Below are 21,993 nucleotides of genomic sequence, written 5' to 3'. Positions count from 1 at the left end.
GGTTTCAGACTCCTTCGATGCGCAGGACGGAATCGATGCTGAGCACCGTGGAGGTCGAGGAGAACAGGTCCAGCGAGGCGGTCATCGCCGACTCCAGCGCCCGGTGCGTGCTGATCCCGATGTGGGCGAGGGCCTGCTCGCCCTCTCCCTCGGGCTTCTCGAGCAGCTCCTGGTGGATCGTCGAGATGGAGATCCCGTTCCCCGAGAGGGTGCCGGCGATCTCGGCGAGCACGCCGGGACGGTCCTGGACCGTGAGCGAGACGTAGAAGGCGTTGCGCAGGTCGTCCAGCGGAACCTGCTCCAGCTCCGCGTATCGCGACTCGCGCGGCCCGACGCCGCCGCGCACGCGCTGACGAGCGGCTGAGACCACGTCGCCGAGGATCGCGGAGGCCGTCGGTGCTCCGCCGGCGCCCTGCCCGTAGAACATCAGCGAGCCGGCGGCGTCGGCCTCGATGAAGACGGCGTTGTAGGCCTCGGAGACGGAGGCCAGCGGATGCTCGTCGGGCAGCAGCGCCGGATAGACGCGGGCGGAGATCCGCTCCCCCAGATCGTCCTGGACGCGCTCGACGATCGAGAGCAGCTTGATGGTGCGGCCCATGCGAGCAGCGGCGGCGATGTCCAGCGGGGAGACCTCGGTGATTCCCTCGCAGTGCACGTCCGAGAGCCGCACCCGTGAATGGAACGCGAGGGAGGCCAGGATCGAGGCCTTCGCCGCGGCGTCGTGCCCCTGCACATCGGCCGTGGGATCGGCCTCGGCGAAACCGAGCTCCTGCGCCGAGGCCAGGGCCGCGTCGAAGCTCGCCCCGGTGCGGGTCATGGCATCGAGGACGTAGTTGGTGGTGCCGTTGACGATTCCCAGGACCCGCTGGATGCGATCTCCGGCGAGCGACTCCCGCACGGGCCTGACCAGCGGGATCGCGCCGGCGACCGCGGCCTCGAAGTAGAGGTCCACGCCGTGGATGTCGGCGGCCTCGTACAGGGAGGCGCCGTCCTGCGCGAGCAGGGCCTTGTTCGCGGTGACGACGCTCGCGCCGTGCGCCATGGCGTCCAGCAGCAGGGAGCGGGCCGGTTCGATCCCGCCCATCACCTCGATGACGAGATCCGCCGTCCGCACCAGCTCCGAGGCGTCCTCGGTGAGCAGCTCGGCGCCGGCGTGCTCACCGCGGTCCCGGGTCAGGTCCCGCACCGCGATGCCGACCACCTCGAGGTCGGCGCCGATGCGGTGGGCGAGGTCCCCACGCTGCTGGGCGATGAGGCGCAGCACCTCGGTGCCGACGGTGCCGGCCCCGAGGACGGCGACACGCAGCGCCGGGGGCTGCGGGGGCGGCGGGGTGCCGGGAGAGGTCAGTGACATGTGCGAGATGGTCCTTCCACACGGTCCGACGGGATGGCAGGTCGGGCCCTCGCACTGTATCCGAGGGCAGGTCCCGTCCGTGACCGTCCATGAACGTTTGCGACGAGGGTGAGCGGCGGGTCCGAGAGGACCTCGCCGCGGGCACCGGGCGTACTCGGCGCCCGCGGCGCTCTCACCCCAGGTCCAGGCCCAGCAGGTCCTCCTCCGTCTCCCGGCGGATCAGGGTGCGGATCTCGCCGTCCTTGACCGAGACCACCGGAGGGCGCGGGACGTGGTTGTAGTTGGAGGCCAGCGAGTAGCAGTAGGCCCCGGTGACGGGCACGGAGACGAGGTCCCCGCGCCGGACGTCGGCGGGCAGGTACTCGTCCTTGACCACGATGTCCCCGCTCTCGCAGTGCTTGCCGACCACGCGCACCACCTCGGGAGCGGCGTCGGAGACCCGGCCGGTCAGCAGGCACGAGTAGTCCGCGTCGTACAGGGCGGTGCGGATGTTGTCGCTCATGCCGCCGTCCACCGAGACGTAGACGCGGTGATGGGGGCCGCCCAGCCGCACGTCCTTGACGGAGCCGACGGAGTACAGGGTCTGCGTCGAGGGGCCCGCGATCGCGCGGCCGGGCTCGAAGGAGACGTGCGGGACCTCGAGCTCGAGCTCGTGGCACTGCTTCTCGACGATGGCGGCGATACCGCTGGCGAGGGCCTCGGGCGTCGCCGGGGTGTGCTGGGTGTTGTACATGACGCCGAAGCCGCCGCCCAGGTCGAGCTGCTCGATCCTGTGGCCGAGCTCGTCCCTGACCTGGGCGACCAGGTCGAGCACACGGCGGGCCGCGACCTCGAAGCCGCCGGTGTCGAAGATCTGCGAACCGATGTGGGAGTGCAGTCCCGCCAGGTCCAGGTGCGGGGCCGCGAGGACCCGTCGCACCCCCTCGAGAGCGACGTCGCCGGAGAGGGAGAGCCCGAATTTCTGATCCTCGTGCGCGGTCGCGATGAATTCGTGGGTGTGCGCCTCGACGCCGGTGGTCACGCGCAGCATCACGGAGGCGGTCACGCCGAGCTCAGCGGCGAGGGACTCGACCTGGTCGATCTCCTCGAGGGAATCGATCACCAGGCGGCCGACCCCGGCGGTGAGGGCGCGGCGAATCTCGGCGTCGGACTTGTTGTTGCCGTGCAGGGCGATCCGCTCGGGCGGGAAGCCGGCGCGCAGCGCCACGGCGAGCTCCCCTCCGGTGCACACGTCCAGGCCCAGTCCGTCCTCGTCCACCCAGCGCGCGACCGCACCGCACAGGAACGCCTTGCCGGCGTAATACACGTCCGCCCCGGCATGGGGACGGAACGCCTCGGCGAAGGCGTCGCGGAAGGACCGGGCGCGAGCGCGGAAGTCGTCCTCGTCCAGCACGAAGGCAGGGGTGCCGACCTCCTGCGCGAGGCGGTGGACCCCCACACCGCCGATCTCGACCGCGCCGTCGGCGTCGCGACGCGTGGTCGAGGACCACAGGCCGGGTATCAACATGTTGACGTCGGCGGGATACGGGAGCCAGGTCGGGGCGGCGTCGTTGCCGTGAAGGGCTCCGGCCTCATGGGCGCGCATGTCTGCTCCTGGGGTGGGGTACGGCGGGAAGGGCGCGAGGACGACCGCCCGGAGAGGGTGGGGCGCGCCGACGCCCCATGACCCTAGACGGCGGCGCACCGGGGACACAGCGGTGTCCGCTCCGCGGCCGGGCCTCGCGCGTCCTGCCGAGCGGTCGGCCGTCATCACCACAGGTCAGACGCGCTGGTGGGGGCAGGTCGTGGACCGCCGACACCCAGGGAGTGACCGATCGCACTTGGTAGTCTGGGCCGTCCTGGGGAACAGTCACGGGAGCCGTGGCGCGGGTCCGCCCGGCTCGAGCGCCGCTCCCGTCCGTCGCCCCGCACGACCGTCGTCAAGGAGTTCTCGTGCCCTCTTCCGTCTCCCATCCCGTCGACGATCCCGCCCGCCCCGGTCACGACCTGGTCGTGGTGGCGAACCGGCTGCCGGTGGACTCCCGTACCCTTCCCGACGGCGCGACCGAGTGGGTCACCAGCCCCGGCGGTCTCGTCACCGCCATGGAGTCGGTGATGCGCACCGTCGACTCCGGGGCCTGGGTCGGATGGGCCGGCACCCCCGGCCAGCAACCCGCCCCCTTCGAGGCCGACGGGATGAGCCTGTACCCGGTCCGGCTCGACCAGGAGGAGATCGAGCGCTACTACGAGGGCTACTCCAACGCCACGCTGTGGCCGCTCTACCACGACGTCATCGTCGCCCCGGTGTTCCACCGCACCTGGTGGGACTCGTACGTGACCGCCAACCGCCGGTTCGCCCGCACCGCCGCCCCGACCGCGAGCGAGGGCGGCACCATCTGGGTGCACGACTACCAGCTGCAGCTGGTCCCGCGGATGATCCGGGAGGACCGGGCCGATGTGCGCATCGGCTTCTTCAACCACATCCCCTTCCCCTCCGTCGAGCTGTTCTCCCAGCTGCCCAAGCGCAATCAGATCCTGCGCGGACTGCTGGGAGCGGACCTCGTCGGCTTCCAGCGCGAGAGCGACGCGCAGAACTTCCTGGCCGCGGTGCGCAAGCTGCTGGGCTACCACGTCGACGGACAGACGATCTCCGTGCCCGGCCTGGGAGCGGCCCCGGTCCGCGAGGTGGTCGCCCAGACCTTCCCGATCTCCATCGACTCGACCGCGGTCTCCGCCCTCACCGAGGAGCCCGAGCTGCGCGAACGCGCCATGCAGCTGCGCCGCGATCTCGGGAATCCGCAGCATGTCGTCCTCGGTGTGGACCGGCTCGACTACACCAAGGGCATCCGCCACCGCCTCAAGGCCTGGGGGGAGCTGCTCGGCGACGGGTCGATCGACCCCCGGGAGACCGTCATGATCCAGGTCGCCACGCCGTCCCGGGAACGGGTCGAGGCATACCAACAGCTGCGTGACGAGGTCGAGCTGATCGTCGGCCGGATCAACGGCGACCACTCCTCCATCGGGCGTGCTGCCGTCTCCTACCAGCACCGCTCCTTCGACCGGCGGGACATGACCGCGCTGTTCATGGCGGCCGACGTGGTGCTCGTGACGGCGTTGCGCGACGGCATGAACCTGGTGGCGAAGGAATACGTGGCCTCCCGGCCCGATCTGCGCGGGGTGCTCGTGCTCAGCGAGTTCGCCGGCGCGGCCGACGAGCTGCGGGCCGCGGTGATGGTCAATCCGCACGACATCGACGAGCTCAAGGCCGCGATCCTCCGCGCGCTGGCGCTGACCGACGAGGAGCAGGAGGAGGCGATGCGGTCCTTGCGCCATCAGGTGATGGAGAACGACGTCCAGGCCTGGGCCCACGATTTCCTGCAGCGCCTCGAGCACTCGGGGGCTCCCGATCGGGGCCCCAAGCCGACGGTGCGGCTCAGCGGCGAGGACATCACGGCCCCGGAGGACCTCGACGCCTCACTGCGCACGTTCGCGCGGACCCCGCGGATCCTGATCGCCACGGACTTCGACGGGGTGCTCGCACCGATCGTCGCCGACCGTGACGCCGTGGCGCCCGATCCGACCGCCCTGGCCACCCTGCGCGAGCTCTCCGAGATGCCCGGGGTGGCGGTCGCCCTGATCTCCGGCCGAGCGCTGGGAGATCTGGATTCGCACGCCCGGATGCCCAGCTCGGTGGTCCTGGTGGGCTCCCACGGCGCCGAGGTCGGGGCGCTCCCGCCGTGGATGCAGGCCGAGGTGCTCGACTCGGCGGCGCTGTCGATGACCCCTGAGAAGGACGAGCTGCTCGCCTCGATCACCGAGAACCTGCGGCGGATCGCCCGGGCCCATCCCGGTGTCGAGGTCGAGCTCAAGCCGTCGGCCGCGGTGCTGCACACCCGTAACGCGCGCGGACGCGGCTCGCACAACGCGACGGAGTCCGCGCTCGAGTACGCGGTCACGCTGCCCGAGGTGACGGTGACGCCGGGCAAGGAGGTCGTCGAGTTCTCGGTGGTGCACACCTCCAAGGGCGCGGCGATCGAGACCCTCGCCCGGGCCAGCGCGGCCGACGCCTGGCTGTACCTGGGCGATGACGTCACCGACGAGACCGTCTTCGGCCGACTCGAGCAGGCGGACATGGGGATCAAGGTCGGCGACGGTGACACGGCCGCCAGCCACCGTGTGGCCGGCACCGACGAGGTCGTCGCGGTCCTGGCGAGACTGGCGGAGCTGCGCCGGGAGAGCTGAGGAGGGCGCCTCGCCCTGACGAGAACACCCCGGCCGATGGTCTCCAGGACCGTCGACCGGGGTGTATCCGGTGCCCGCGACAGGATTCGAACCTACGACCTTCTGCTCCGGAGGCAGACGAGCTCAGTCCCTCTACCTGCCCTGCTGTACGAAGGCCCTGGTAGACGGCGTTGGTTGCGTTGGCCCACCTCACTCCAAGCAGGCTGTCTATGGACCTGTTGCGTACCCGCTGCGTACCGCAAAGCACCACTGGGGGCCTGGTCAGCGGCCCATTCTCCCCACGAACGCATGCTGATATGACATCACATCTGTAGCGTACGGTCGAGACGGTCGGCCATCTCTTGGAGTCGCCGCGCTTCATCACGTAGCGCCGCGACAACAGCGCGCTGCTCGTCAGCAGGTTTTGCACTTGGGAGTGTCTGCGCCATGAAGTACCCGCCGCGCTGAGTGCTGTAGACGTACCCCGCAGCCTGGAGGTCGGCCATGGCCGCGACGGCAGTCCCAGTAGACACGCCGAACTCCTTGCAGATGGCCTGCAAGGAGCCCAGGTGTGCGTCCGGCTCGTGTTCTGCGGCGATGCGCGAGCGGAGGGTGTCGAAGATGATCTCGCGCTTACCCATTTCAATCCTCACTGAGTACTGCTACGGTGGCGGTCACTGCAATGCTCAGCGAGTATTGCAGCGCTTCTCACTTTAGCAGGCTGCCATCGACAAATGGAGTGATCATGGACCTTTCGATCCGAGCCGACGTTCTCGATGCCATCACTCAGGAGCTGCATAGCACCGAGTCTCTCGTCGAGGTTGTCGAGGACATCGCCTACTGGGAGGCGTCCGCGCGAAAGCGATTCAGCGGCTCGGACACCAGTGCCGACGAGGCCGTTGACTGCGCGATGACCGGGCCCCTGGTGACGGTCACGCTGCACTTGGCGGATGCTCCCGCGCGGATGCTGCGGGAGTCCCTGCGCGCCGGGGAGACCATCGACGGCGTCGTGACCGCACTGCTCATCGCTGAGGTGCGACATCGCCGCACCGAGCTGCACTGGCCGGTGGTCAGCGCCGGCGAGCCGGTCATGACGGACGACGCCGCCATCATCCATGCCCTCATGCGCGGGCACGACACCACCATCACCGCTACTTCTGGAGGCCTCATGCACACGATCACCGCTGACGTCCGCGTCGATGTCCTCGACGCCTTCGACGCGGCCCTGGACGACTGGGAGGACCGCAGCGAGGTGATCGCCGCGCTCATCCATCTCGAGGATGAGGTCCGCGACGCAGGTGCTCGCCTCGTGAGTGGGGACTCGGCTCCGATGGCTGGACCGTGGGCCACTACTATCGACCTTCCTCTCGACGAGCACGACCACGCGGCGCTGGCGCGACTCCTCCGGGACGGCGCCGAGGCCGGCTCCCTCCTCACAGCGCTGATGCTCCGAGCGCTGACCGGCGCGCATCACGGGGTCACCCGCGCCGACGACCCACTGCTCATCCCAGCCTGACTCCGACCGAAGAGGTGCCCCGAACTGTGGGTTCGGGGCGCTTCTCGCGTTAGCCTGCCAGGTCAGACTGGATCTGCTCGATGGCCTCAGATGGGCTGACAAGCCCCCTCGCGACCGACGATCTGAGGTTTTCACGCCGGTTCCACACGGCCCAGTGCAAGCGCGCCTCGAACGTCCTCTGCCAGATGAGATCCGCGATGATGGCTAGGAGCAGCCCGATCGCCAGACCTGCAGCGAGTCCCAGGCCACCGCCTACCAGGAGCCCAAAGACTCGCTCCGCCCCGGTGGGATTCGGGGTAGCGGCGATGACAAGCCACGCGCCGAGTAGGCCCAGCACTACGCCGGGTACGACGCCGATGCTCAGACCGATCAGCCATGCCAGATAGCGGGGCCTGGTGCGCTTGGGCTCCTCGATGGCGGGCATCCCCTGCCCGTCCGCCAGGAGCATCGTGTCCGTGAGGAGGATCGGCTCCCACCTGGCAGTGACGGCGCGACCCGCCCTATAACCTCTCGTGCCGCCCATGATTCCGCCGAGCGCCGCGGCGGCCGCGATCTGCGCTCCTGTGCCCATGGGTTCTACGGTACCCATCAAGCGGAAACCTGCACCGATCTGGGTCCATCTGTTCGGGCTCGAACTTCCCGAGAGAAAGCCAGTCGGCGACGGTGTCCTCGGTGACGAAGACGGGCATGTGGTCGTGTAGTTCGCCGCCGGCGTACCGCGCCTCGCACGTGACGATGTTGAAGGTGACGTCCCAGTCGTCGCCGCCCTCAGCCCTGTGGGCAGCGGTGAGACCGGCGCCGTGCAGCAGCGTCCCATCGGGGTGGTGGACGAAGAAGAGGTCCTTGCCGCCATCACCGGCCTCGACCTACTCCTAGTAGCCCGTCATGAGCACGACGGCGCAGCCATTCGAGAACGGGCTGCGGAACATGCCGTTGGTCGCGACCGTCTCCATGCGCGCGTTGATCGGGCGAGACCCCTGAGCCTTCGCCCACGCGGGATGCACCCCTCACAGCGCGAGCTCGAGACTCCGCTTAACCTCACCGTCATCGACGAACTCGCGCACCACCGTCGCCTTGGTGCGCGGGGCGATGCTGTAGACCGGCTCCCACTCCCCCACGCGGTCCTGCTTTGTAGCTACGTAGGAGTGGAGCAGTCCCTCCCTGTTACTGGGGGCCAGCATCGTTCGGTTGAGAGTTATTCTCCGGCCGATCCGACCACAGCGGTGATCGCATTTCGTGCCAAAGGTGCTCGGTAGGCCAAGGAACAGGCCCTCCGGATTTCATGTTGAGGTGGTCGGCGCTACACGATAGAACGATCTGTCTCGAAATCTCCGGCGGGGACCCTACTCGTAGCCGTGGCGACGTCGCGCTCTCGCGTTCTGGGTGCGCCGCTGAGGTATACCCCAGACGGACACCGTCAGTGGGTTCTTAGCCGACTTAGGACACACGTGAGCCCGCCCGGGCGCACCGCCGCGACTGGGAGCGAGTTCTCGGGTGAGAGCATCGATCCGACACGAGTCTGCCTACCCGTTCAGATCGTGGCGATTCGGCGGGTTTGCTCCAGGGCGGGAGACGGTGATCGCTGCGCTTCGAAGGGCGGTCTGTACGCAGACATCGAGGAGTCCCTCCTCGGATTCGTTCACGGTCAGCTGCCTGGCGGCGCCGGAGCGGATGGCTTCATAGATCAAGCCGGACATGAAAGCGTCTCCCGCGCCGATGGTGTCGACGACCGTCGCAGGCTCGGCCGGCAGGTGCCTCAGCGCGCTGTGTGATGCGACCATGCACCCGTTTTCCGCACGGGTGAGCACGAATAGCTGGACTCCGAGCGCCGCGTGTATTTCCGCGATAGTACGGGGTTCCATGTCGGGGTAGAGCCAGGCAGCATCTTCCTCGCTCATCTTCACGATTTGGGCGAGAGCAGCGAAGTTCTCGACCCGCGTTCGGGTAGCCTCGCGCGATGTCGCCAGCGCGGGCCTGATGTTGGGGTCGAAAGTGATGAGTGTGCTGGCGGGAAGCCGGCGTAGCGCCTCTTCGGTTCTCGACGCTCCCGGTTCTAGGAGCGTCGCGAGCGATCCGGTGTGGACCACACGCGGGACATCGAAGTGCACCTCGCGGAGGTCCCAGTCGATGTCGAATTCGTAAGTCGCGGAGCCGTCAGCCCCGATGCTTGCGTGGGCAGTTGCCGTCCGGTCAGCTCCCCAGCTCCCGGCCTGCAAGCTGACGCCCGCATCGGCCAGGTGCCTCCGGATCAGCTCACCGTGCGGGTCATCGCCGATACGCGTGGCCAGTTCTGTCGAGACGTCGAGTCGGCCTAGGTGTATGAGGTCATGACGTTGTCGACACGTTCGTGGACGCGGGTGGCCGGGGGCTGATCAGCGCAGGCGGTGTGCGGCCGATGGTAGTTGTAATGGTGAACCCAGATGGTGATCGCTTCGCGCCGCTCATCCTCGGAGTAGAAGGCGTGTGCGTAGAGGCATTCCTCGGCGAGGATCCGCTGGTAGCGCTCGACTTTCCCGTTATGCCGGGGCGTGTAGGGCCGGGTCCGCTGGTGCCGCGACGCGTGCGCAGTGACGGTGCGAACGAACGTCTTCGCGCGGTAGTTGGAACCGTTGTCGGTGACCACCCGGACCAGGCGATTGATCCCGTGAGCGGCGAAGAAGGCCCTGGCCCGGGCGAAGAAGGCGATGGTGGTTGCCGCGGTCTCGTTCTCGAGGGCTTCGGTGTAGGCGAGGCGGGAGTAGCCGTCGATCGCGGAGTGCAGGTAGGTGTAGCCCACGCGCTGATGGCGTGCTCGGGTGCTGCCTCGGCCGTGGAGGCGCCAGCCGCCGCCGTCTGGGATCTGCCCGACCTTCTTCACGTCCAGGTGGAGCATGTGCCCCGGGAAACGGGCGATGATCTTCCCGGTCTCGCGGTTGTTCTCTCCGGTCGGGTCGAGGTCACGGCGGCGAGAGATTCCGAGTCGTTCCAGCCAGCGGCCGATGGTGCGGACGCAGTAATGATGCCCGCGGGCGGTGAGCTCGAGGGCGATGCGGCGGGCGGACCACTTGCGGTCCCGTCTCCAGGAATCGATGAGCTCGAGGACCTCGATCGGTAGCCGCGAGGGCCGGCGGGTAGGAGCGCTGGAGCGGTCCTGGAGAGCGTCGGTGCCGTCATCGCGGTAGCGGTGGATCCACTTCGTCAGAGTCGAGCGGGCGACTCCAGCCTCGGCGGCGACGTGGGCGATGGGTCGACCATCATCTTCGACACGCTCGACCAGGCGGAGTCTTCCGGCAGGGGTCAGCGGCGAATTACGGTGGGTCATGGAACGGGTCTCTTCCAGCAGGTGAATGGCTTCAGCACCACCCATCGTGCCGGTCAGGGACCCGTTCCTTCATCCCCGCTCCGTGACTACAACGTCATGACCCGCAACACCTAGGCCGACAGCCACGTTCAGTGGACTCCCACCAGGATGGCAGGTGCGATTCCCCAGCGGGCCATCCAGGATGTCGACGAGCGATTCACCGATTACCACGACGGTGGGCGTTCTCGCGTGTTCCTCAGCGTGTTTCAAAGGGGGACCTTTCCGGTGGGGTCGCGCTGATGTTCCCCGAGAGGCCGGGGCTTCGTGGAGACACAGCACATCCCGTGCGACGGGCGTACTGCGGTGACCGGGGGCCAGGGCTCATTGCAACCGCTGGCCCCCGGCCGGTCAGCGTGGTCTGCGGTCCTCGGCAGTGCCGATCTGCCCGTCGACACCGGTCGGGTGATCGAGGTACCAGTAGGCGACGCTGGCGATATCGTCGTTGCGCTCGAAGAGCCCGTTGTCCCAATCGCCGATCATCTGCTGGGTGACGCGCAGGTCTTCGGCGAAGTGGATCGGGTCGAGCATGTGCCAGCGGTACATGTCGAACTGCGGCGGCATGGCCCGCTCGTAGTTGGAGAACTTGGTGGTCTCCTTCGTGGCGACGCGCGTGAAGCCGAAGGAGTGACTGGAGTATGTGCCGGGAACGGGCTCGGGGTCCTTCTGGAGACCGTCCTGGAAGGCCCACGAGCCGCCGACGTAGTCCTCGAGGCCGGTGCTGGTCAGCGAGGGCCACTGCTGGTCACCATCTGTGAAGAACTTGATCTCCCCCTCTCCCCACCAGTACCGCTCGAGGGACGTGACGGAGAAGAACGAGCCCAGGTACACGCCGCGACCCCGCACTGTGTCGAGCACGACGTGGTCGTTGCCTTTGCCGGCGTCGCCGTTGGAGCGTCGCCACTGGGCGTGGAAGTAGCCCATGTCGTCGCTGACCTCGTCTCCGATGGTGCAGTCGACCTGGTAGAAGAAGCCCTTCACCGTGTCGGGGTGCTGGCTCTCGATGACGATGCGAGCCCTGGTCCGGAACGGCATGGCGATGAACGCGTTGAATCCCGAGTTCGGAGCGACGACGATCGGCAGCGACTCGACCCTGCTGGAGACGGCGCCACCGCAGCAGAAGAAGTCTCCGAGCGGTGCAACGACCGACGGTTCGGTCGCATCATCCCAGTACATCTTCAGTACCAGGTTGCGATAGACGAAGGGGTTCGCCTCGGTGATCGCGTTGCACGTGATCCACAGGTGACGGATGATCCCCGGCCCCTCGACATCGGCGAGGACCAGCTCCTGTCCGGGCTGCAGATCGACTGCGGGCGATCCCTTCCGCCCGGTTCCGAGGCGGGAGGCTGCCTGTGCCGCGGCTCCCTTTCGCCCCTGGGGATTCTCGGCATTGAAGGTGCGGCTCGTGATGCCACGCTGCATGCGGGAGGGGGTGAAGATGTCGAACAACGAGACTCCTTGGTTACTTCACGGCACCGGCAGTGACGCCGTTGCTCAGGGTCCTCTGGAAGATGAGGAAGAAGAGGATGGTGGGGATCAGGGACAGGAACGAGCCGGCGTTGACGACCGTCATGTCCACGGTGTGCTGGCCGCGCAGGGTGGCCAGGGCGATGGGGATCGTCTGTGCGCTCTGGTCGTTGAGCAGGACGACTGGGATGTAGAACTCGTTCCACGTCCAGATGAAGAAGAAGACCATGAGGACCGACAGGGTCGGCCGGATGATTGGCACGACCACGGTCCACAGGATGCGCCAACGCCCAGCACCGTCCATACGGGCTGCTTCGAGAAGCTCCTTCGGGAAGGTGCCGAGCACACCGGAGAGGAGATAGGTGCCGAACGCTCCCTGCAGGACGATGAAGATGATGGTCACTGACCAGATGGTGTTCAGCGTTCCTGTCGCCTGGGCGATGTAGAACAGCGGGTAGACCAGTGCTTCCTGCGGGATCATCGTCGCCAGCAGCAAGATGGCAAGGATGCCCGTGCGCATTCGGATGCGGCCGACGCCGATGGCGTACGCCGCGAGCACCGAGAACAGCACACCGATGACGGCTACCAGCACGGAGATGACGATGGAGTTCGTCAGCGCCCGGGGGAAGTCGATGATCTCGAGGTAGCTGCGCACTGGACCGAGGTCGAGGCGCTCGGGCCATGCCAAAGGGCCGTTGGTGGAGTAGTCCGCAGGGCTCTTGAAGGCGTTCAGCAGCACCAGCAGGAACGGAGCGAGGACGATCAGAGCACCGACACAGGACAGCACGAGCGTCAGAAGTGAGGCCGGGCGCAGACGGATGTTCAGTCCGCGTTTGCGGGGCGGCCGTGAGCCCACCGGGATGTTTGGCGCGGTGGTGAGTGTGTCAGGCATTCTCGGTCCTCCTCTGGAACCAGAGCATCACCAGGGCGACGACGAGGATCACAGCGGCCATGACCGTGGCGATCGCGGAGCCGTAGCCGACTTGCGAGAGCTCGAAGAAGTTCCGGTAGGCGTAGTAGGACGGGACGACGGTCGATCCCTCGGGGCCGCCTCCGGTGAGGATCAGGATCGGTGCGAAGACCTTCAGCGCCGCAACGGTCGCGGTGAGCGACACGATGAAGATCTCTGGCCGGATCTCGGGAATGGTGATGCGCCGGAGTTGCTGGAACCAGGAGGCGCCGTCGAGATCCGCGGCTTCATACAGCGAGGGGTCTACACGGCCGAGCGCTGCCATGAAGATGACCAGCGGGTATCCGATCTGCAGCCACACCATCATGAGCATGACGGTGACGATCGCGATCTCCGGGTCTCCGAGCCAGTCGGGCGGATTCGCGATGCCGAGCGTCTTGAGGAACGAGTTGACCGCGCCGGCGTCGGTGTTCATGACCCAGCTCCAGATGAAGCCGGCAACTGCGATCGGGAGGATCTGGGGGAGGTAGAAGCTACCGCGCAGGAAGCTCGCGATCCGGCTTCCGTAGCGGGGCGCGATCAGGTTGAACAGGAGCGAAGCAATGATCAGGCCGAGGATGGTGGGGACCACGACGATCGCGACGATCATGAGCAACGAGTTCTTGAACGACATCCAGAAGTTCTCGTCCTGGAGTAGCTCGGCGTAGTTGCCCAGGCCTACCCATTCCATGTCGGCGGCGCCGCCGCGCCAGTCGAACAGACTGATTGCGACGTTCGCGCCGAGCGGGACGAGCACGATGACGACGAACCCGATCGCCATCGGCAGAAGGTAGGGCCAGTAGGTCTCCCGGTGACCGGATGCGCGGCGGGGACTGGTCTTCGGTCGCGTCGCGGGGCGGGTGACTGGGTGAGTGGACGCTGTCACTGCTGGGTGCCTTCGTCGTAGAAGGACTGCAGCGCATCGAGGTACTCCTGCGCGGTCTCGTTGCCATTGGACATGGCCTGCATATGCTCCTGGATGAAGCCGATGACCGGGTAGTCCGGGTAGTACGACAGCGCGTTGCCGTCCATCAGCTCCACGAACCCTTCGGTGTAGTCGCGGGTGCGCTCATCGGTGATCGCTGCGGGGTCACCTGCGATGGGCAGCCCACCGAGCTCTCCGATGACGTTCTGCACCTCGTCGGACAGCGTGATGTCGATGAACTCGTAGGCGAGTTCCTTGTTCTTGGCGCGCTCCGGAACGCCCCAGAGGTGCCCGGAGGAGCCCATGACGAGGTTCGCGCCGGGGAACGTCATCCAGCCCCAGTTGAAATCGGCCTCGGCCACAGCGCGGTGGAACACTCCGTGGTTCCACACCACCATTGCGGCGTTGCCGCTGAGGAAGTTGACGGTGGCTTGCTCGAAGTTCAGACCGGCGATATCGGTACCCACGTACCCTCGGTCGATCCAGGATTGGAAGCGCTCCGTTCCCTCGGCCCAGGGGTTGGCGGAAAAATCGACAGGGCCCTTCACGAACATGAAGTCGTCGATTTCATCGCGGGCGGCGATCGCGGAGACCAGGGAGTACCAGATCCACATCTGGTTGAAGCCCTGGCTGGTGGCAGCGGAGCTTGCGATAGGGGTGATGCCCGCAGCCAGCAGGGTGTCCATCGCTGCTTCGAGGCCTTCGAGGTCGCTGATGTCAGGGGTGATGCCGTGCTGGTCGAAGAGGTCCTGGTTATAGAACAGCGTGACGTACTCGCCGATATTCGGGATCCCGAACCAGGAGCCGGAGCCGGCCATGCCGTCCTCGTACAGGGCGAAGGAGCTCATCGAGTCGCTGACCTTGGCGTCCCATCCGCGTGCGGTCACGGTTTCGGTGAGGTCGGTGAGCAGGCCCTGCGCGGCGAGCTGGCCGCCGTCTGCGTTGCCCTTGTTGAACTCGATGACGTCGGGGACCTCGTTGCCGGACAGGGTGATCTTGGCGTTCTGGCGAACCGCATCGAAGCTGGTCTGCTGGAAGTCGACGGTGACGTCGGGGTGCTGTTCCTTGAAGATCTCCAGGGCGCGCTTCCAGCCCTGGCCCTGAGCGGAGGTGGGATCCTCGTACTGGAGGACCTTGAGAGATGTGCCGTCCCCTTCTGCGGACGACCCGCAGGCGGACAAGCCCATGGTCATCGCGGGGAGAGCAGCGGCGGCGCCGAGGGCACCGAGAGTCTGGCGTCGTGTGAACGTCATCGTTCTTACCTTTCGAAGGAGAGCGGTTTCAGCTGTGGTGGGGGTTGACGGAGTCGCGGTGGATGAGTGGACAGGGAACTTTGAGGCGGTGCGGTTCGCAGCGGGGGTTCTCTATGAGGTGGACAAGTTGTCGTACTGCCTCGGAGCTCATGCGTTGGTGAGGTAGCTCGACGGTGGTTAGGCGTGGGGTGAAGAATTCGGAGGTGTACTCGACGTTGTCGAAACCGACGATGCTGAGGTCCTCCGGAAGCGACAGGCCGTGCCGTCGGGCCGCCTGTGCGACTCCGAACGCGGTGCGATCCGAGAAGCAGAACAGCGCCGTGGGTCGTTCTGCCACCGGGCGGGAGAAGAGCGAAGCGGCTACCGCTTCTCCCGCAGAAATGGAGGGATCCGCCGCGTTGATGATCAGCGGCGTTGCCTCGTCCCCGAGGTGTTCCCGCACAGCATCGCGGAAGCCCTTCTCGCGCAGGTGCCGAGCGATGTACCGGTCGTCATCGACGCCGACGTATCCGACATGTGTGTGGCCTGCAGAGATCAGATGCGATGTGGCGTCGAAGGAGCCCTGGGCTTCGTCCGCGATGACTTCGGTGACAACGGGGTTCGACCCCGTGCTGATGCAGTCGAGAAACAGGAACGGGGTGGTGTCCGGGACCGTGGGGATGTCCCGTCGGCGGTAGTAGTCGGCAGCGAACACGATCCCGTCGACGTCGCGCTGCAGCGCGGTCTGGATCGCACTTTCCTCCGCACCGGGGGCGTCTGTGACGGGGATCGTGATGAGGATGTACCCGGCCTCAGCTGCCGCAGCCTGTGCCCCGCCTGTCAGGCCGGAGAGGAACGGATCATCAGGTCCCGTGTAGCAGATCAAGGCGATCGCATGGCTCTTGTTGAGCTTCAGACCCACCGCATGGGGATTGGGCCGGTAGCCCATCCGGTTCGCCGTCACGCGGATCTTCTCAGCCAGGGGCGGGTTCACCCTCCCCTTGTCCTTGTGGTTCAGCGCGAGAGAGACCGTCGACACTGAGATGCCGAGCCGGTCGGCAATATCCCGCATCCGCACCATCACGACTCCCTCCTCGCGTCTCGTCACCCGGTGTCAATCGATTGATCCGGGACGCTAGAGTCGTCAAACGGTTGACGCAACAGTGTCAAGCTCTGTCGTCAGCATCGGGTCCGTCGTGCAGCGTCAGCTTCGGTGGACTCGTGCCGGCGCAGCTCGTCACCGCAGGACGAGTTGGGTCGCGAGGCGCGAGGTCTTCAAGGGCGCTGCATCGTTCGCTATGCGACGCAGGAGGGTCCGGGTCGCCTCGCCCCCGAGAGCGGCGGCGTCCTGCGCGACCACACTGACGCCACCGCAGACAAAGTCGGCAAGAGGAAAGTCATCGAAGCCGATGAAGCAGTCGAGCCCGGCATTAAAGTCGGCGCGGATCATAGCCAATGTGGTCAACGAGTTTCCAGAGACTATGGCGGTTGGAGGGTCCGGAAGCTTCGTGAGCCATGCCAGATGGCGACGTGTGCGCTCAACGTCAGGCCGGTGCTCGTAGATCAGAGCGGGATCAAGATCGATAGAGCGACTTTCAAGAGCCGCGCGGTATCCGCGCAATCGCTCAACCTGAGTAAACACTCGAGAGGAGTCACCCATATAGGCAACACGTTGATGGCCTTGCTCCAGCAGCGTTTCGACAGCCTCCTGCATCCCTCGCGCGTTATCCGATAACACCGCATCGGTCGGCTCACCCGGCACGGGGCGATCCACGCAGACCACGGCGGTACGTCCCATCCGGTGAAGGAGCCGCGGCCTCGGCGCCTGAGTAGGGGCAAGGATGATTCCATCGACTTGGCGTGCAGCGAGTGTTGCGAGGATGGTCGCCTCGCGTCGGGGATCTCCCATGCTTGACGAGACGATCACGGTCGTGCCCTCGTCAACAGCGTGCTCCACCGCGAGAGTGACCTCGGCAGCAAACGGCTCGGAAATGTCCTCGACAACTACGGCGATTGACCTAGAAGTGGTTCGCCGCAGGTTTTGCGCAGCAGGGTTCGGGCGATACGAAAGTGCCTCGATGGCCCTGAGCACCCGTGTTCTGGTGCTCTCGGCGACGTAGCTCTCGCGGTTGATGACTCGCGAGACAGTCTTCGTGCTTACGCCTGCGCGATGGGCGACATCGCGGATGGTGGCCGGCCGAGTACGGGTCATGAGCGACCTCCCAGTGCTGCTTCCCCGCGAGCGAGGGACGGCAAACTATGTCAACGATGTCAGGCAGTCCGGCCAGGGACATTGAGGCCAAAAGTGCACTCCAAGAGGGTGATCACCCCAGAGGGCATCTAGGCGAAGCCGCCTTGCAGCCGGAGACTCGAGACAAGGATGTCATGGACACGGCACAGGTGCTTCGTGGTGACGTCGACCCATCGAGGAGAGTGAGGAAGCATGCGACGACGCCGCTTCTTAGCCGCCGTCAGCGCCCTGGGACTAGCTGGGACCGCTACCGCGTGCAGCAGCACGACAGATGCTGTCGAGACGGGCGATCTGCAGTTTTTCAACGATGCCGCATCGTGGGAGCCGGGGTACCTGGCAGCCGGGGATGTGTTGCGAGAGAGGATGGGGTGGGGATTATCTCCCCAGACGATCCCGAATGCATCCTCGTATGAGCAGGTCATTCGGTCGCTGTTGCAGACACAAGATCCTCCCGACCTCGTCAAATGGGGCAGCGGGTATCGGATGCGCGATCTCGCCCGCACCGGGGCCCTCGCTGAACTGAGCTCAGCGTGGGAGGCCTCTGTCGACGCCGGGTGGCTCGATGATGAAATGCGCCAAGACTTCACGTTCGACGGCGGCACCTTTGGGATGCCGCTCATTCAGGGCTACTACGTCATGTTCTACAACGTGAAGGTGTTCGAAGAGCTTGGTCTTGAGCCTCCGGCAACCTGGGGTGAGTTCCTCGACGTATGCCAAGCTCTCAAAGCTGCAGATGTAACTCCCATCGGGACAACTCAGATGAACATCTGGCCCGTGGCGAACTGGTTCAGCATGCTGGCTGCTGCCAATGACGCCGATTGGTACCGCGCGCTGTGTCAGAACGAGGCTTCGTTCTTGGACGACCAGGCGATGGGACTCATGGAGCTGTGGCAGCAGATGATCCGAGACGGGCTACATACGAGCGCGGACTCGGTCAGCGACAACTTTCCCTCGATGCTCGCCTCCGGCCGCATCGGCATGCAGCCCACCCCTGTCAGCTGGAGCACCCAGTCAATGGAGCTCGCAGGCATGGAGTCCGGGACCGGATTCGACGCGTTCCTGCTTCCAGCCGTGCATGCTTCCTCCCCGACCGTGGTCACGGAGATCGCAGGGCTCGTGGTTCCGGAGCGCTCCCGGCATCGTGCCGAGGCGACCGAAGCGCTGGCCTCCTGGCTCGCCCCGGAGGTTCAGGAGCCCTGGTCCGCCTTCCTCAATGGTTCCAGTGCGAACCAGCAGGTCACTTGGTCCGACCCCGTGAGCCAGCGTCTCCAGAGCACTATCCGGGACCAGAACCTTGACGTCGTCAACCGCTACTGGGAGAACTCGCCGCCGCCGTTGGTGGTGGGAGTGACGCAGGATCTCGGCGGGTTCATGGCCGACCCCTCTGACCCCCGAGGCGTTCTCGAGTCTCTTCAGCGCAAGGCCGAGTCCGAATGGTCCTATTGGCAGGAGGCAACCCGATGAGTTCCGTGACCGACCGGCGCGGCGTTCTCTCTGCCCAGCGCCGCCGTGACCGCCTCGTCCGCGGCCGGCCGCGCCTGCTGTTCCTCACCCCGGCTGTCGTCCTGGTGGGGCTGCTCGCGCTGCTCCCTTTCGCCCTTACCGTCGGACGCAGCTTCCTCGACGACGCCGTAGTGGACCCCTCTTTCGCGGGCCTCTCGAGCTACGCTCGCCTGGTCACCGACCCGGTGATCGTCCGCTCGAGCATCAACACCCTGTTCTGGCTGGTGGGCACCGTCGTGATTCCTGTAGGTCTCGGGCTCGCGATCGCCGCCCTGACCAACTCTGTGTCATGGGGCAAGTACGCCCGCCTCGCGATCGTCCTTCCCTACGCACTCTCGGGGACCGCCGTGGCCGTCGTGTGGAACTTCGTCCTCCAGGACACCGGCGCCCTGAACTCCCTGCTGCGTGGGATCGGCCTCGACGCCCTCGCCCAGTCCTGGCTGCTGAACTGGCCCGGTAACACCATCGCTTTGATCATCGCCAACTCGTGGCAGGCCACTGGGGTGGCCGTGATCCTCTACCTGGTCGGTCTCCAGGGCATTCCGCGGGAGACCATCGAGGCCGCCGCGCTCGACGGCGTCGATGGGATCCGTCGGTTCCGGCTGGTCGTCGTGCCGCAGCTGCGCACCTCGACCGCGGTCGTGATGGGCATCAGCCTCGCCAACGGCCTGAAGTCCTTCGACCTGATCTGGGTGCTCACCAACGGCGGGCCGGGCCGCGCCACCGAGACCCTGGCGGTGTCGATGTACTGGCAGAGCTTCGTCCTCCAGCGCCCCGGTTCAGGAGCCGCCATCGCCGTGGTCCTGACCATCATCGTCGTTGCCGTCTCCGTCGCCTACCTGCGCAAGCAGCTGCGCACGCACTGAGGAGCATCCCGTGAAGACCCTTCGATCCCTCATCGTCGTCCTGCTCGCGCTGATCTGGTTCCTGCCCACCTACCTGATCGTCGTCAACGCCTTCACCCCCAACGATGCATACACCGGAGACGTCCGCTGGTTCCCCGGCGGCGTGGCCATCTTCGAGAACATGGCCGCAGCCTGGGAGGCCGCGCAGCTCGGCCCGTCGATGCTCAACAGCTTCGCGTACGCCGTGGTCGCCGGGTGCCTCGCCGTTCTCGTGGCGGCCTTCGCCGGGTTCGCGGTCACCGCGATCCCCGGAGGCCGGAGAATCTTCTGGTTCTGGCTGATCTACGCCGGTTCCCTGTTCCCCGCGCAGGCCTTTTTGCGACCGCTGTTCACCGGTTACGCCGAGAGCGGGCTCTACGACACGGGGATGGGACTGCTGCTGATCTACGTCGCCACATGCATCCCCTTCTCCTTCTTCATCATGCGCAACCACATGCTCACCATCCCCCCGGAGGTCGCCGAGGCGGCGCAGCTAGACGGCGCGAACTGGTGGCGCGTGTTCACCCGGTTCCACCTACCCCTGAGCAGGTCGGCCCTCGCCGCCGCGTTCATCTTCCAGTTCGTGTGGGTGTGGAACGAGCTCCTGTTCGGCATCACCCTCAGCTACAGCGAGCAGATCCGCCCCGTCATGGCGGCGCTTGCGGGCCTGCAGAGCAACTACGGCACGGTCGGCCCACCCGTCGTCCTCGCCGGAGCGCTACTCGTCTCCCTACCCACCGTGGTCGTCTTCCTCGCCTTCCAGCGCGTGTTCGCCTCCAGCCTCGGCGGCACGCGGATCTGACCCGGGCCGGCGCACGCGCCGGACCCGCACCGGAGCTGCGGCTCCAGCCCGATGCCAATCCACAAGATCAAAGGACTGATCCGCATCATGCCCGACATCCACTACCAGCACCCCGGCACCTGGTTCGGAGACTGCATGCCGTTCTTCCACGACGGCGCGTTCTATCTCTTCCATCAGCGCGACGGCCGCGACCCCGGCCCGCTCCCGGACTGCGAGCCTTTCGGCTGGGCCCTCGCCCGCACCACCGACTTCGTCGAGTACGAGGACCTCGGCGAGGCGATCGTTCGCGGCGGAGAGCACGACCAAGACCAGTTCATCTACGCCGGCTCCGTCTTCGAGGCCGACGGGACGTTCTACGCCATGTACACCGGCTTCAACCGCGACCACTTCGCCGCGGAGGGCAAGCCCTCCCAGGTCCTCATGATCGCCGAGAGCGACGACCTGATCCACTGGCGCAAGACCGACAAGTCGCTGGTCGCACCGCAGGAGGGGTACGACCCCGACGACTGGCGCGATCCGTGGGTCATCTACGACGAGGACGCCGGCCAGTGGGTCATGATCCTCGGTACCCGCAAAGCCGGCCCCAAGACGCAGCTGAGCGGCTCGACGGTCTACTTCACCTCGACCGACCACGAGAACTGGGAGTTCCAGGGCGATTTCTGGGCTCCGGGTCTGTTCACCATGCATGAGATGCCCGATGTGTTCCGCGAGGGTGACTGGTGGTACCACCTGGTTACCGAGTACAGCGATAAGTCCAAGACGATCTACCGTCGCTCCCGCTCCCTCTATGGGCCGTGGGAGGCGCCCGAGGACGATGCCTTCGATGGCCGTCCGTACTACGCGGCGCGCTCGGTCTCCGATGGCGAGAACCGCTACCTCGTCGGCTGGGTCGCCACCCGCTGGGATGACGACGACACCAGGACCTGGCAATGGGGTGGCACCCTCGTCGTCCACCAGATCGTGGTGCGCGAGGACGGCACACTGGGAGTGAAGATGCCCGACGCGGTACGCGAGCACCTCGCCGCCTCCACTGTGACCACGGTCGAGCCCTTCACGCTTTCGCGGAGCGACGGCCTGGCCCAGCGGGTTCTCGGCGAGTCTGTGCCGCAGCCGTGTCTGCTCGAGACGACGCTGAAGATTGCTCCAGGCACCCGGGAGGTCAACCTGCGCTTCGGCGAGGACACCGCGACCGACGTCGGCTACCAGTTCTCGATGGTCGTCGACGAGCATCGCCTCGAGTTCGACAAGCGCCCCAACTGGCCCTGGGGGCAGCTCGACAATCGCGGCCTCGAGCGGCCACTGCCGGACCTCACCGACGGGCAGGAGCACCGGCTGCAGCTGGTCCTCGACGAGGACATCGCGACGCTCTACGTGGACGACACCGCTCTGTGCACGAGATTTAACACCCCCGCAGGATCCGCCGTTGTGCTCGACGTGATCGAAGGGGCAGTGGAGATTGGAGCAACCTCCGTTGCCACCGGTGCTACTCAGATCTGAGGGCCTCACTCGCGTCTGAGAGGTGATCCGGTGCTGCCGGGCGGCGATGTATGCGGGACTGCGGCACCGCCCGGCG

General features: G+C 66.4%; 19 protein-coding genes and 1 pseudogene. 6 read left to right on the top strand and 14 right to left on the bottom strand.

The genetic code is table 11. The features are described 5' to 3' along the window. Nucleotides 1-4 precede the first annotated feature (4 nt). Nucleotides 5-1,354, bottom strand: coding sequence for a homoserine dehydrogenase (locus JOF43_RS19175; protein WP_209904722.1), 1,350 nt, complete (start codon nucleotides 1,352-1,354; stop codon nucleotides 5-7). A 172-nt stretch (nucleotides 1,355-1,526) separates the two neighbouring features. After that, on the bottom strand, nucleotides 1,527-2,939 hold the full coding sequence (gene lysA, locus JOF43_RS19170; RefSeq protein WP_209904720.1) for a diaminopimelate decarboxylase: 1,413 nt from the start codon (nucleotides 2,937-2,939) through the stop codon (nucleotides 1,527-1,529). A 347-nt stretch (nucleotides 2,940-3,286) separates the two neighbouring features. Between lysA and JOF43_RS19165 the strand changes: the two genes are divergently transcribed. Then, a complete protein-coding gene (locus tag JOF43_RS19165; RefSeq protein ID WP_209904718.1) occupies nucleotides 3,287-5,575 on the top strand; it encodes a bifunctional alpha,alpha-trehalose-phosphate synthase (UDP-forming)/trehalose-phosphatase in 2,289 nt (762 codons plus the stop codon). A 302-nt stretch (nucleotides 5,576-5,877) separates the two neighbouring features. On the opposite strand, the gene JOF43_RS19160 is transcribed toward JOF43_RS19165, so the two are convergent. Beyond that, nucleotides 5,878-6,195 carry a GntR family transcriptional regulator gene (locus JOF43_RS19160; RefSeq protein WP_209904716.1) on the bottom strand — a complete coding sequence of 106 codons (318 nt, stop codon included), beginning with the start codon at nucleotides 6,193-6,195 and terminating at the stop codon, nucleotides 5,878-5,880. Nucleotides 6,196-6,299: 104 nt separating this feature from the next. Here JOF43_RS19160 and JOF43_RS19155 point away from each other — a divergent pair, with 104 nt between their 5' ends. After that, the gene (locus tag JOF43_RS19155; RefSeq protein ID WP_209904714.1) at nucleotides 6,300-7,070 is read left to right on the top strand and encodes a hypothetical protein; all 771 of its coding nucleotides are present in this window, start codon (nucleotides 6,300-6,302) and stop codon (nucleotides 7,068-7,070) included. Between the two features lie 49 nt (nucleotides 7,071-7,119). Here the strand turns inward: JOF43_RS19155 and JOF43_RS19150 are convergent, their stop codons facing one another. From JOF43_RS19150 to JOF43_RS19095, 11 genes and pseudogenes are all read right to left on the bottom strand, one after another. Then, on the bottom strand, nucleotides 7,120-7,641 hold the full coding sequence (locus JOF43_RS19150; protein WP_209904712.1) for a hypothetical protein: 522 nt from the start codon (nucleotides 7,639-7,641) through the stop codon (nucleotides 7,120-7,122). Next, a pseudogene (locus JOF43_RS23315) lies at nucleotides 7,571-8,074 on the bottom strand (SOS response-associated peptidase family protein). The gene JOF43_RS19150 and the pseudogene JOF43_RS23315 overlap by 71 nt, the downstream one beginning before the upstream one ends. A 3-nt stretch (nucleotides 8,075-8,077) precedes the next feature. Then, complete coding sequence (locus tag JOF43_RS19135; protein WP_209904707.1) at nucleotides 8,078-8,251, bottom strand: hypothetical protein; 174 nt, start codon at nucleotides 8,249-8,251, stop codon at nucleotides 8,078-8,080. A gap of 342 nt (nucleotides 8,252-8,593) precedes the next feature. Then, nucleotides 8,594-9,346 carry a PfkB family carbohydrate kinase gene (locus JOF43_RS19130; RefSeq protein WP_342592268.1) on the bottom strand — a complete coding sequence of 251 codons (753 nt, stop codon included), beginning with the start codon at nucleotides 9,344-9,346 and terminating at the stop codon, nucleotides 8,594-8,596. Nucleotides 9,347-9,381: 35 nt separating this feature from the next. Beyond that, nucleotides 9,382-10,371: an IS481 family transposase gene (locus JOF43_RS19125; protein WP_209904705.1), complete on the bottom strand. Its 990-nt coding sequence runs from the start codon at nucleotides 10,369-10,371 to the stop codon at nucleotides 9,382-9,384. A gap of 387 nt (nucleotides 10,372-10,758) precedes the next feature. Next, nucleotides 10,759-11,856 carry a glycoside hydrolase family 172 protein gene (locus tag JOF43_RS19120; protein ID WP_245354614.1) on the bottom strand — a complete coding sequence of 366 codons (1,098 nt, stop codon included), beginning with the start codon at nucleotides 11,854-11,856 and terminating at the stop codon, nucleotides 10,759-10,761. Nucleotides 11,857-11,869: 13 nt separating this feature from the next. Beyond that, nucleotides 11,870-12,766, bottom strand: a complete 897-nt coding sequence (locus tag JOF43_RS19115; RefSeq protein WP_209904703.1) for a carbohydrate ABC transporter permease — start codon at nucleotides 12,764-12,766, stop codon at nucleotides 11,870-11,872. Beyond that, nucleotides 12,759-13,604 (bottom strand): carbohydrate ABC transporter permease, encoded by an 846-nt coding sequence (locus JOF43_RS19110; RefSeq protein WP_209904701.1) that lies wholly within the window; start codon nucleotides 13,602-13,604, stop codon nucleotides 12,759-12,761. The genes JOF43_RS19115 and JOF43_RS19110 overlap by 8 nt, the downstream gene beginning before the upstream one ends. A gap of 101 nt (nucleotides 13,605-13,705) precedes the next feature. Beyond that, nucleotides 13,706-15,001 (bottom strand): ABC transporter substrate-binding protein, encoded by a 1,296-nt coding sequence (locus tag JOF43_RS19105; protein ID WP_209904699.1) that lies wholly within the window; start codon nucleotides 14,999-15,001, stop codon nucleotides 13,706-13,708. Between the two features lie 28 nt (nucleotides 15,002-15,029). Beyond that, on the bottom strand, nucleotides 15,030-16,061 hold the full coding sequence (locus JOF43_RS19100; protein WP_245354836.1) for a LacI family DNA-binding transcriptional regulator: 1,032 nt from the start codon (nucleotides 16,059-16,061) through the stop codon (nucleotides 15,030-15,032). A gap of 156 nt (nucleotides 16,062-16,217) precedes the next feature. Next, the gene (locus JOF43_RS19095) at nucleotides 16,218-17,192 is read right to left on the bottom strand and encodes a LacI family DNA-binding transcriptional regulator (RefSeq protein ID WP_209904695.1); all 975 of its coding nucleotides are present in this window, start codon (nucleotides 17,190-17,192) and stop codon (nucleotides 16,218-16,220) included. A 231-nt stretch (nucleotides 17,193-17,423) separates the two neighbouring features. On the opposite strand from JOF43_RS19095, the gene JOF43_RS19090 reads away from it, so the two are divergent. The 4 genes from JOF43_RS19090 to JOF43_RS19075 all read left to right on the top strand — a co-directional run bounded on the left by JOF43_RS19090 (nucleotide 17,424) and on the right by JOF43_RS19075 (nucleotide 21,917). Beyond that, nucleotides 17,424-18,695: an ABC transporter substrate-binding protein gene (locus JOF43_RS19090; RefSeq protein WP_209904693.1), complete on the top strand. Its 1,272-nt coding sequence runs from the start codon at nucleotides 17,424-17,426 to the stop codon at nucleotides 18,693-18,695. Next, nucleotides 18,692-19,600 (top strand): carbohydrate ABC transporter permease, encoded by a 909-nt coding sequence (locus JOF43_RS19085; protein WP_209904690.1) that lies wholly within the window; start codon nucleotides 18,692-18,694, stop codon nucleotides 19,598-19,600. Before JOF43_RS19090 ends, JOF43_RS19085 begins: the two co-directional genes overlap by 4 nt. Before the next feature lie 10 nt (nucleotides 19,601-19,610). Continuing rightward, entirely contained in the window at nucleotides 19,611-20,420 is an 810-nt protein-coding gene (locus JOF43_RS19080; protein WP_209904688.1) for a carbohydrate ABC transporter permease, read from the top strand. A gap of 87 nt (nucleotides 20,421-20,507) precedes the next feature. Beyond that, entirely contained in the window at nucleotides 20,508-21,917 is a 1,410-nt protein-coding gene (locus JOF43_RS19075; protein WP_209904686.1) for a glycoside hydrolase family protein, read from the top strand. Nucleotides 21,918-21,993 lie beyond the last annotated feature (76 nt).

Source organism: Brachybacterium sacelli (assembly GCF_017876545.1).
Taxonomy (GTDB): Bacteria; Actinomycetota; Actinomycetes; order Actinomycetales; family Dermabacteraceae; genus Brachybacterium; species Brachybacterium sacelli.
The sequence above is the reverse complement of the archived record's forward strand: the minus strand, read 5'-3'. Positions and strand labels throughout refer to the sequence as shown.

Bases quoted from the DNA above. Each gene is read 5' to 3' on its own strand.
- JOF43_RS19175 (WP_209904722.1), bottom strand. From the start codon at position 1,354: ATGTCACTGACCTCTCCCGGCACCCCGCCGCCCCCGCAGCCCCCGGCG.
- lysA (WP_209904720.1), bottom strand. From the start codon at position 2,939: ATGCGCGCCCATGAGGCCGGAGCCCTTCACGGCAACGACGCCGCCCCG.
- JOF43_RS19160 (WP_209904716.1), bottom strand. From the start codon at position 6,195: ATGGGTAAGCGCGAGATCATCTTCGACACCCTCCGCTCGCGCATCGCC.
- JOF43_RS19155 (WP_209904714.1), top strand. From the start codon at position 6,300: ATGGACCTTTCGATCCGAGCCGACGTTCTCGATGCCATCACTCAGGAG.
- JOF43_RS19150 (WP_209904712.1), bottom strand. From the start codon at position 7,641: ATGGGCACAGGAGCGCAGATCGCGGCCGCCGCGGCGCTCGGCGGAATC.
- JOF43_RS19135 (WP_209904707.1), bottom strand. From the start codon at position 8,251: ATGCTGGCCCCCAGTAACAGGGAGGGACTGCTCCACTCCTACGTAGCT.
- JOF43_RS19125 (WP_209904705.1), bottom strand. From the start codon at position 10,371: ATGACCCACCGTAATTCGCCGCTGACCCCTGCCGGAAGACTCCGCCTG.
- JOF43_RS19115 (WP_209904703.1), bottom strand. From the start codon at position 12,766: ATGCCTGACACACTCACCACCGCGCCAAACATCCCGGTGGGCTCACGG.
- JOF43_RS19110 (WP_209904701.1), bottom strand. From the start codon at position 13,604: ATGGCGATCGGGTTCGTCGTCATCGTGCTCGTCCCGCTCGGCGCGAAC.
- JOF43_RS19105 (WP_209904699.1), bottom strand. From the start codon at position 15,001: ATGACGTTCACACGACGCCAGACTCTCGGTGCCCTCGGCGCCGCCGCT.
- JOF43_RS19100 (WP_245354836.1), bottom strand. From the start codon at position 16,061: ATGGTGCGGATGCGGGATATTGCCGACCGGCTCGGCATCTCAGTGTCG.
- JOF43_RS19095 (WP_209904695.1), bottom strand. From the start codon at position 17,192: ATGACCCGTACTCGGCCGGCCACCATCCGCGATGTCGCCCATCGCGCA.
- JOF43_RS19090 (WP_209904693.1), top strand. From the start codon at position 17,424: ATGCGACGACGCCGCTTCTTAGCCGCCGTCAGCGCCCTGGGACTAGCT.
- JOF43_RS19085 (WP_209904690.1), top strand. From the start codon at position 18,692: ATGAGTTCCGTGACCGACCGGCGCGGCGTTCTCTCTGCCCAGCGCCGC.
- JOF43_RS19075 (WP_209904686.1), top strand. From the start codon at position 20,508: ATGCCCGACATCCACTACCAGCACCCCGGCACCTGGTTCGGAGACTGC.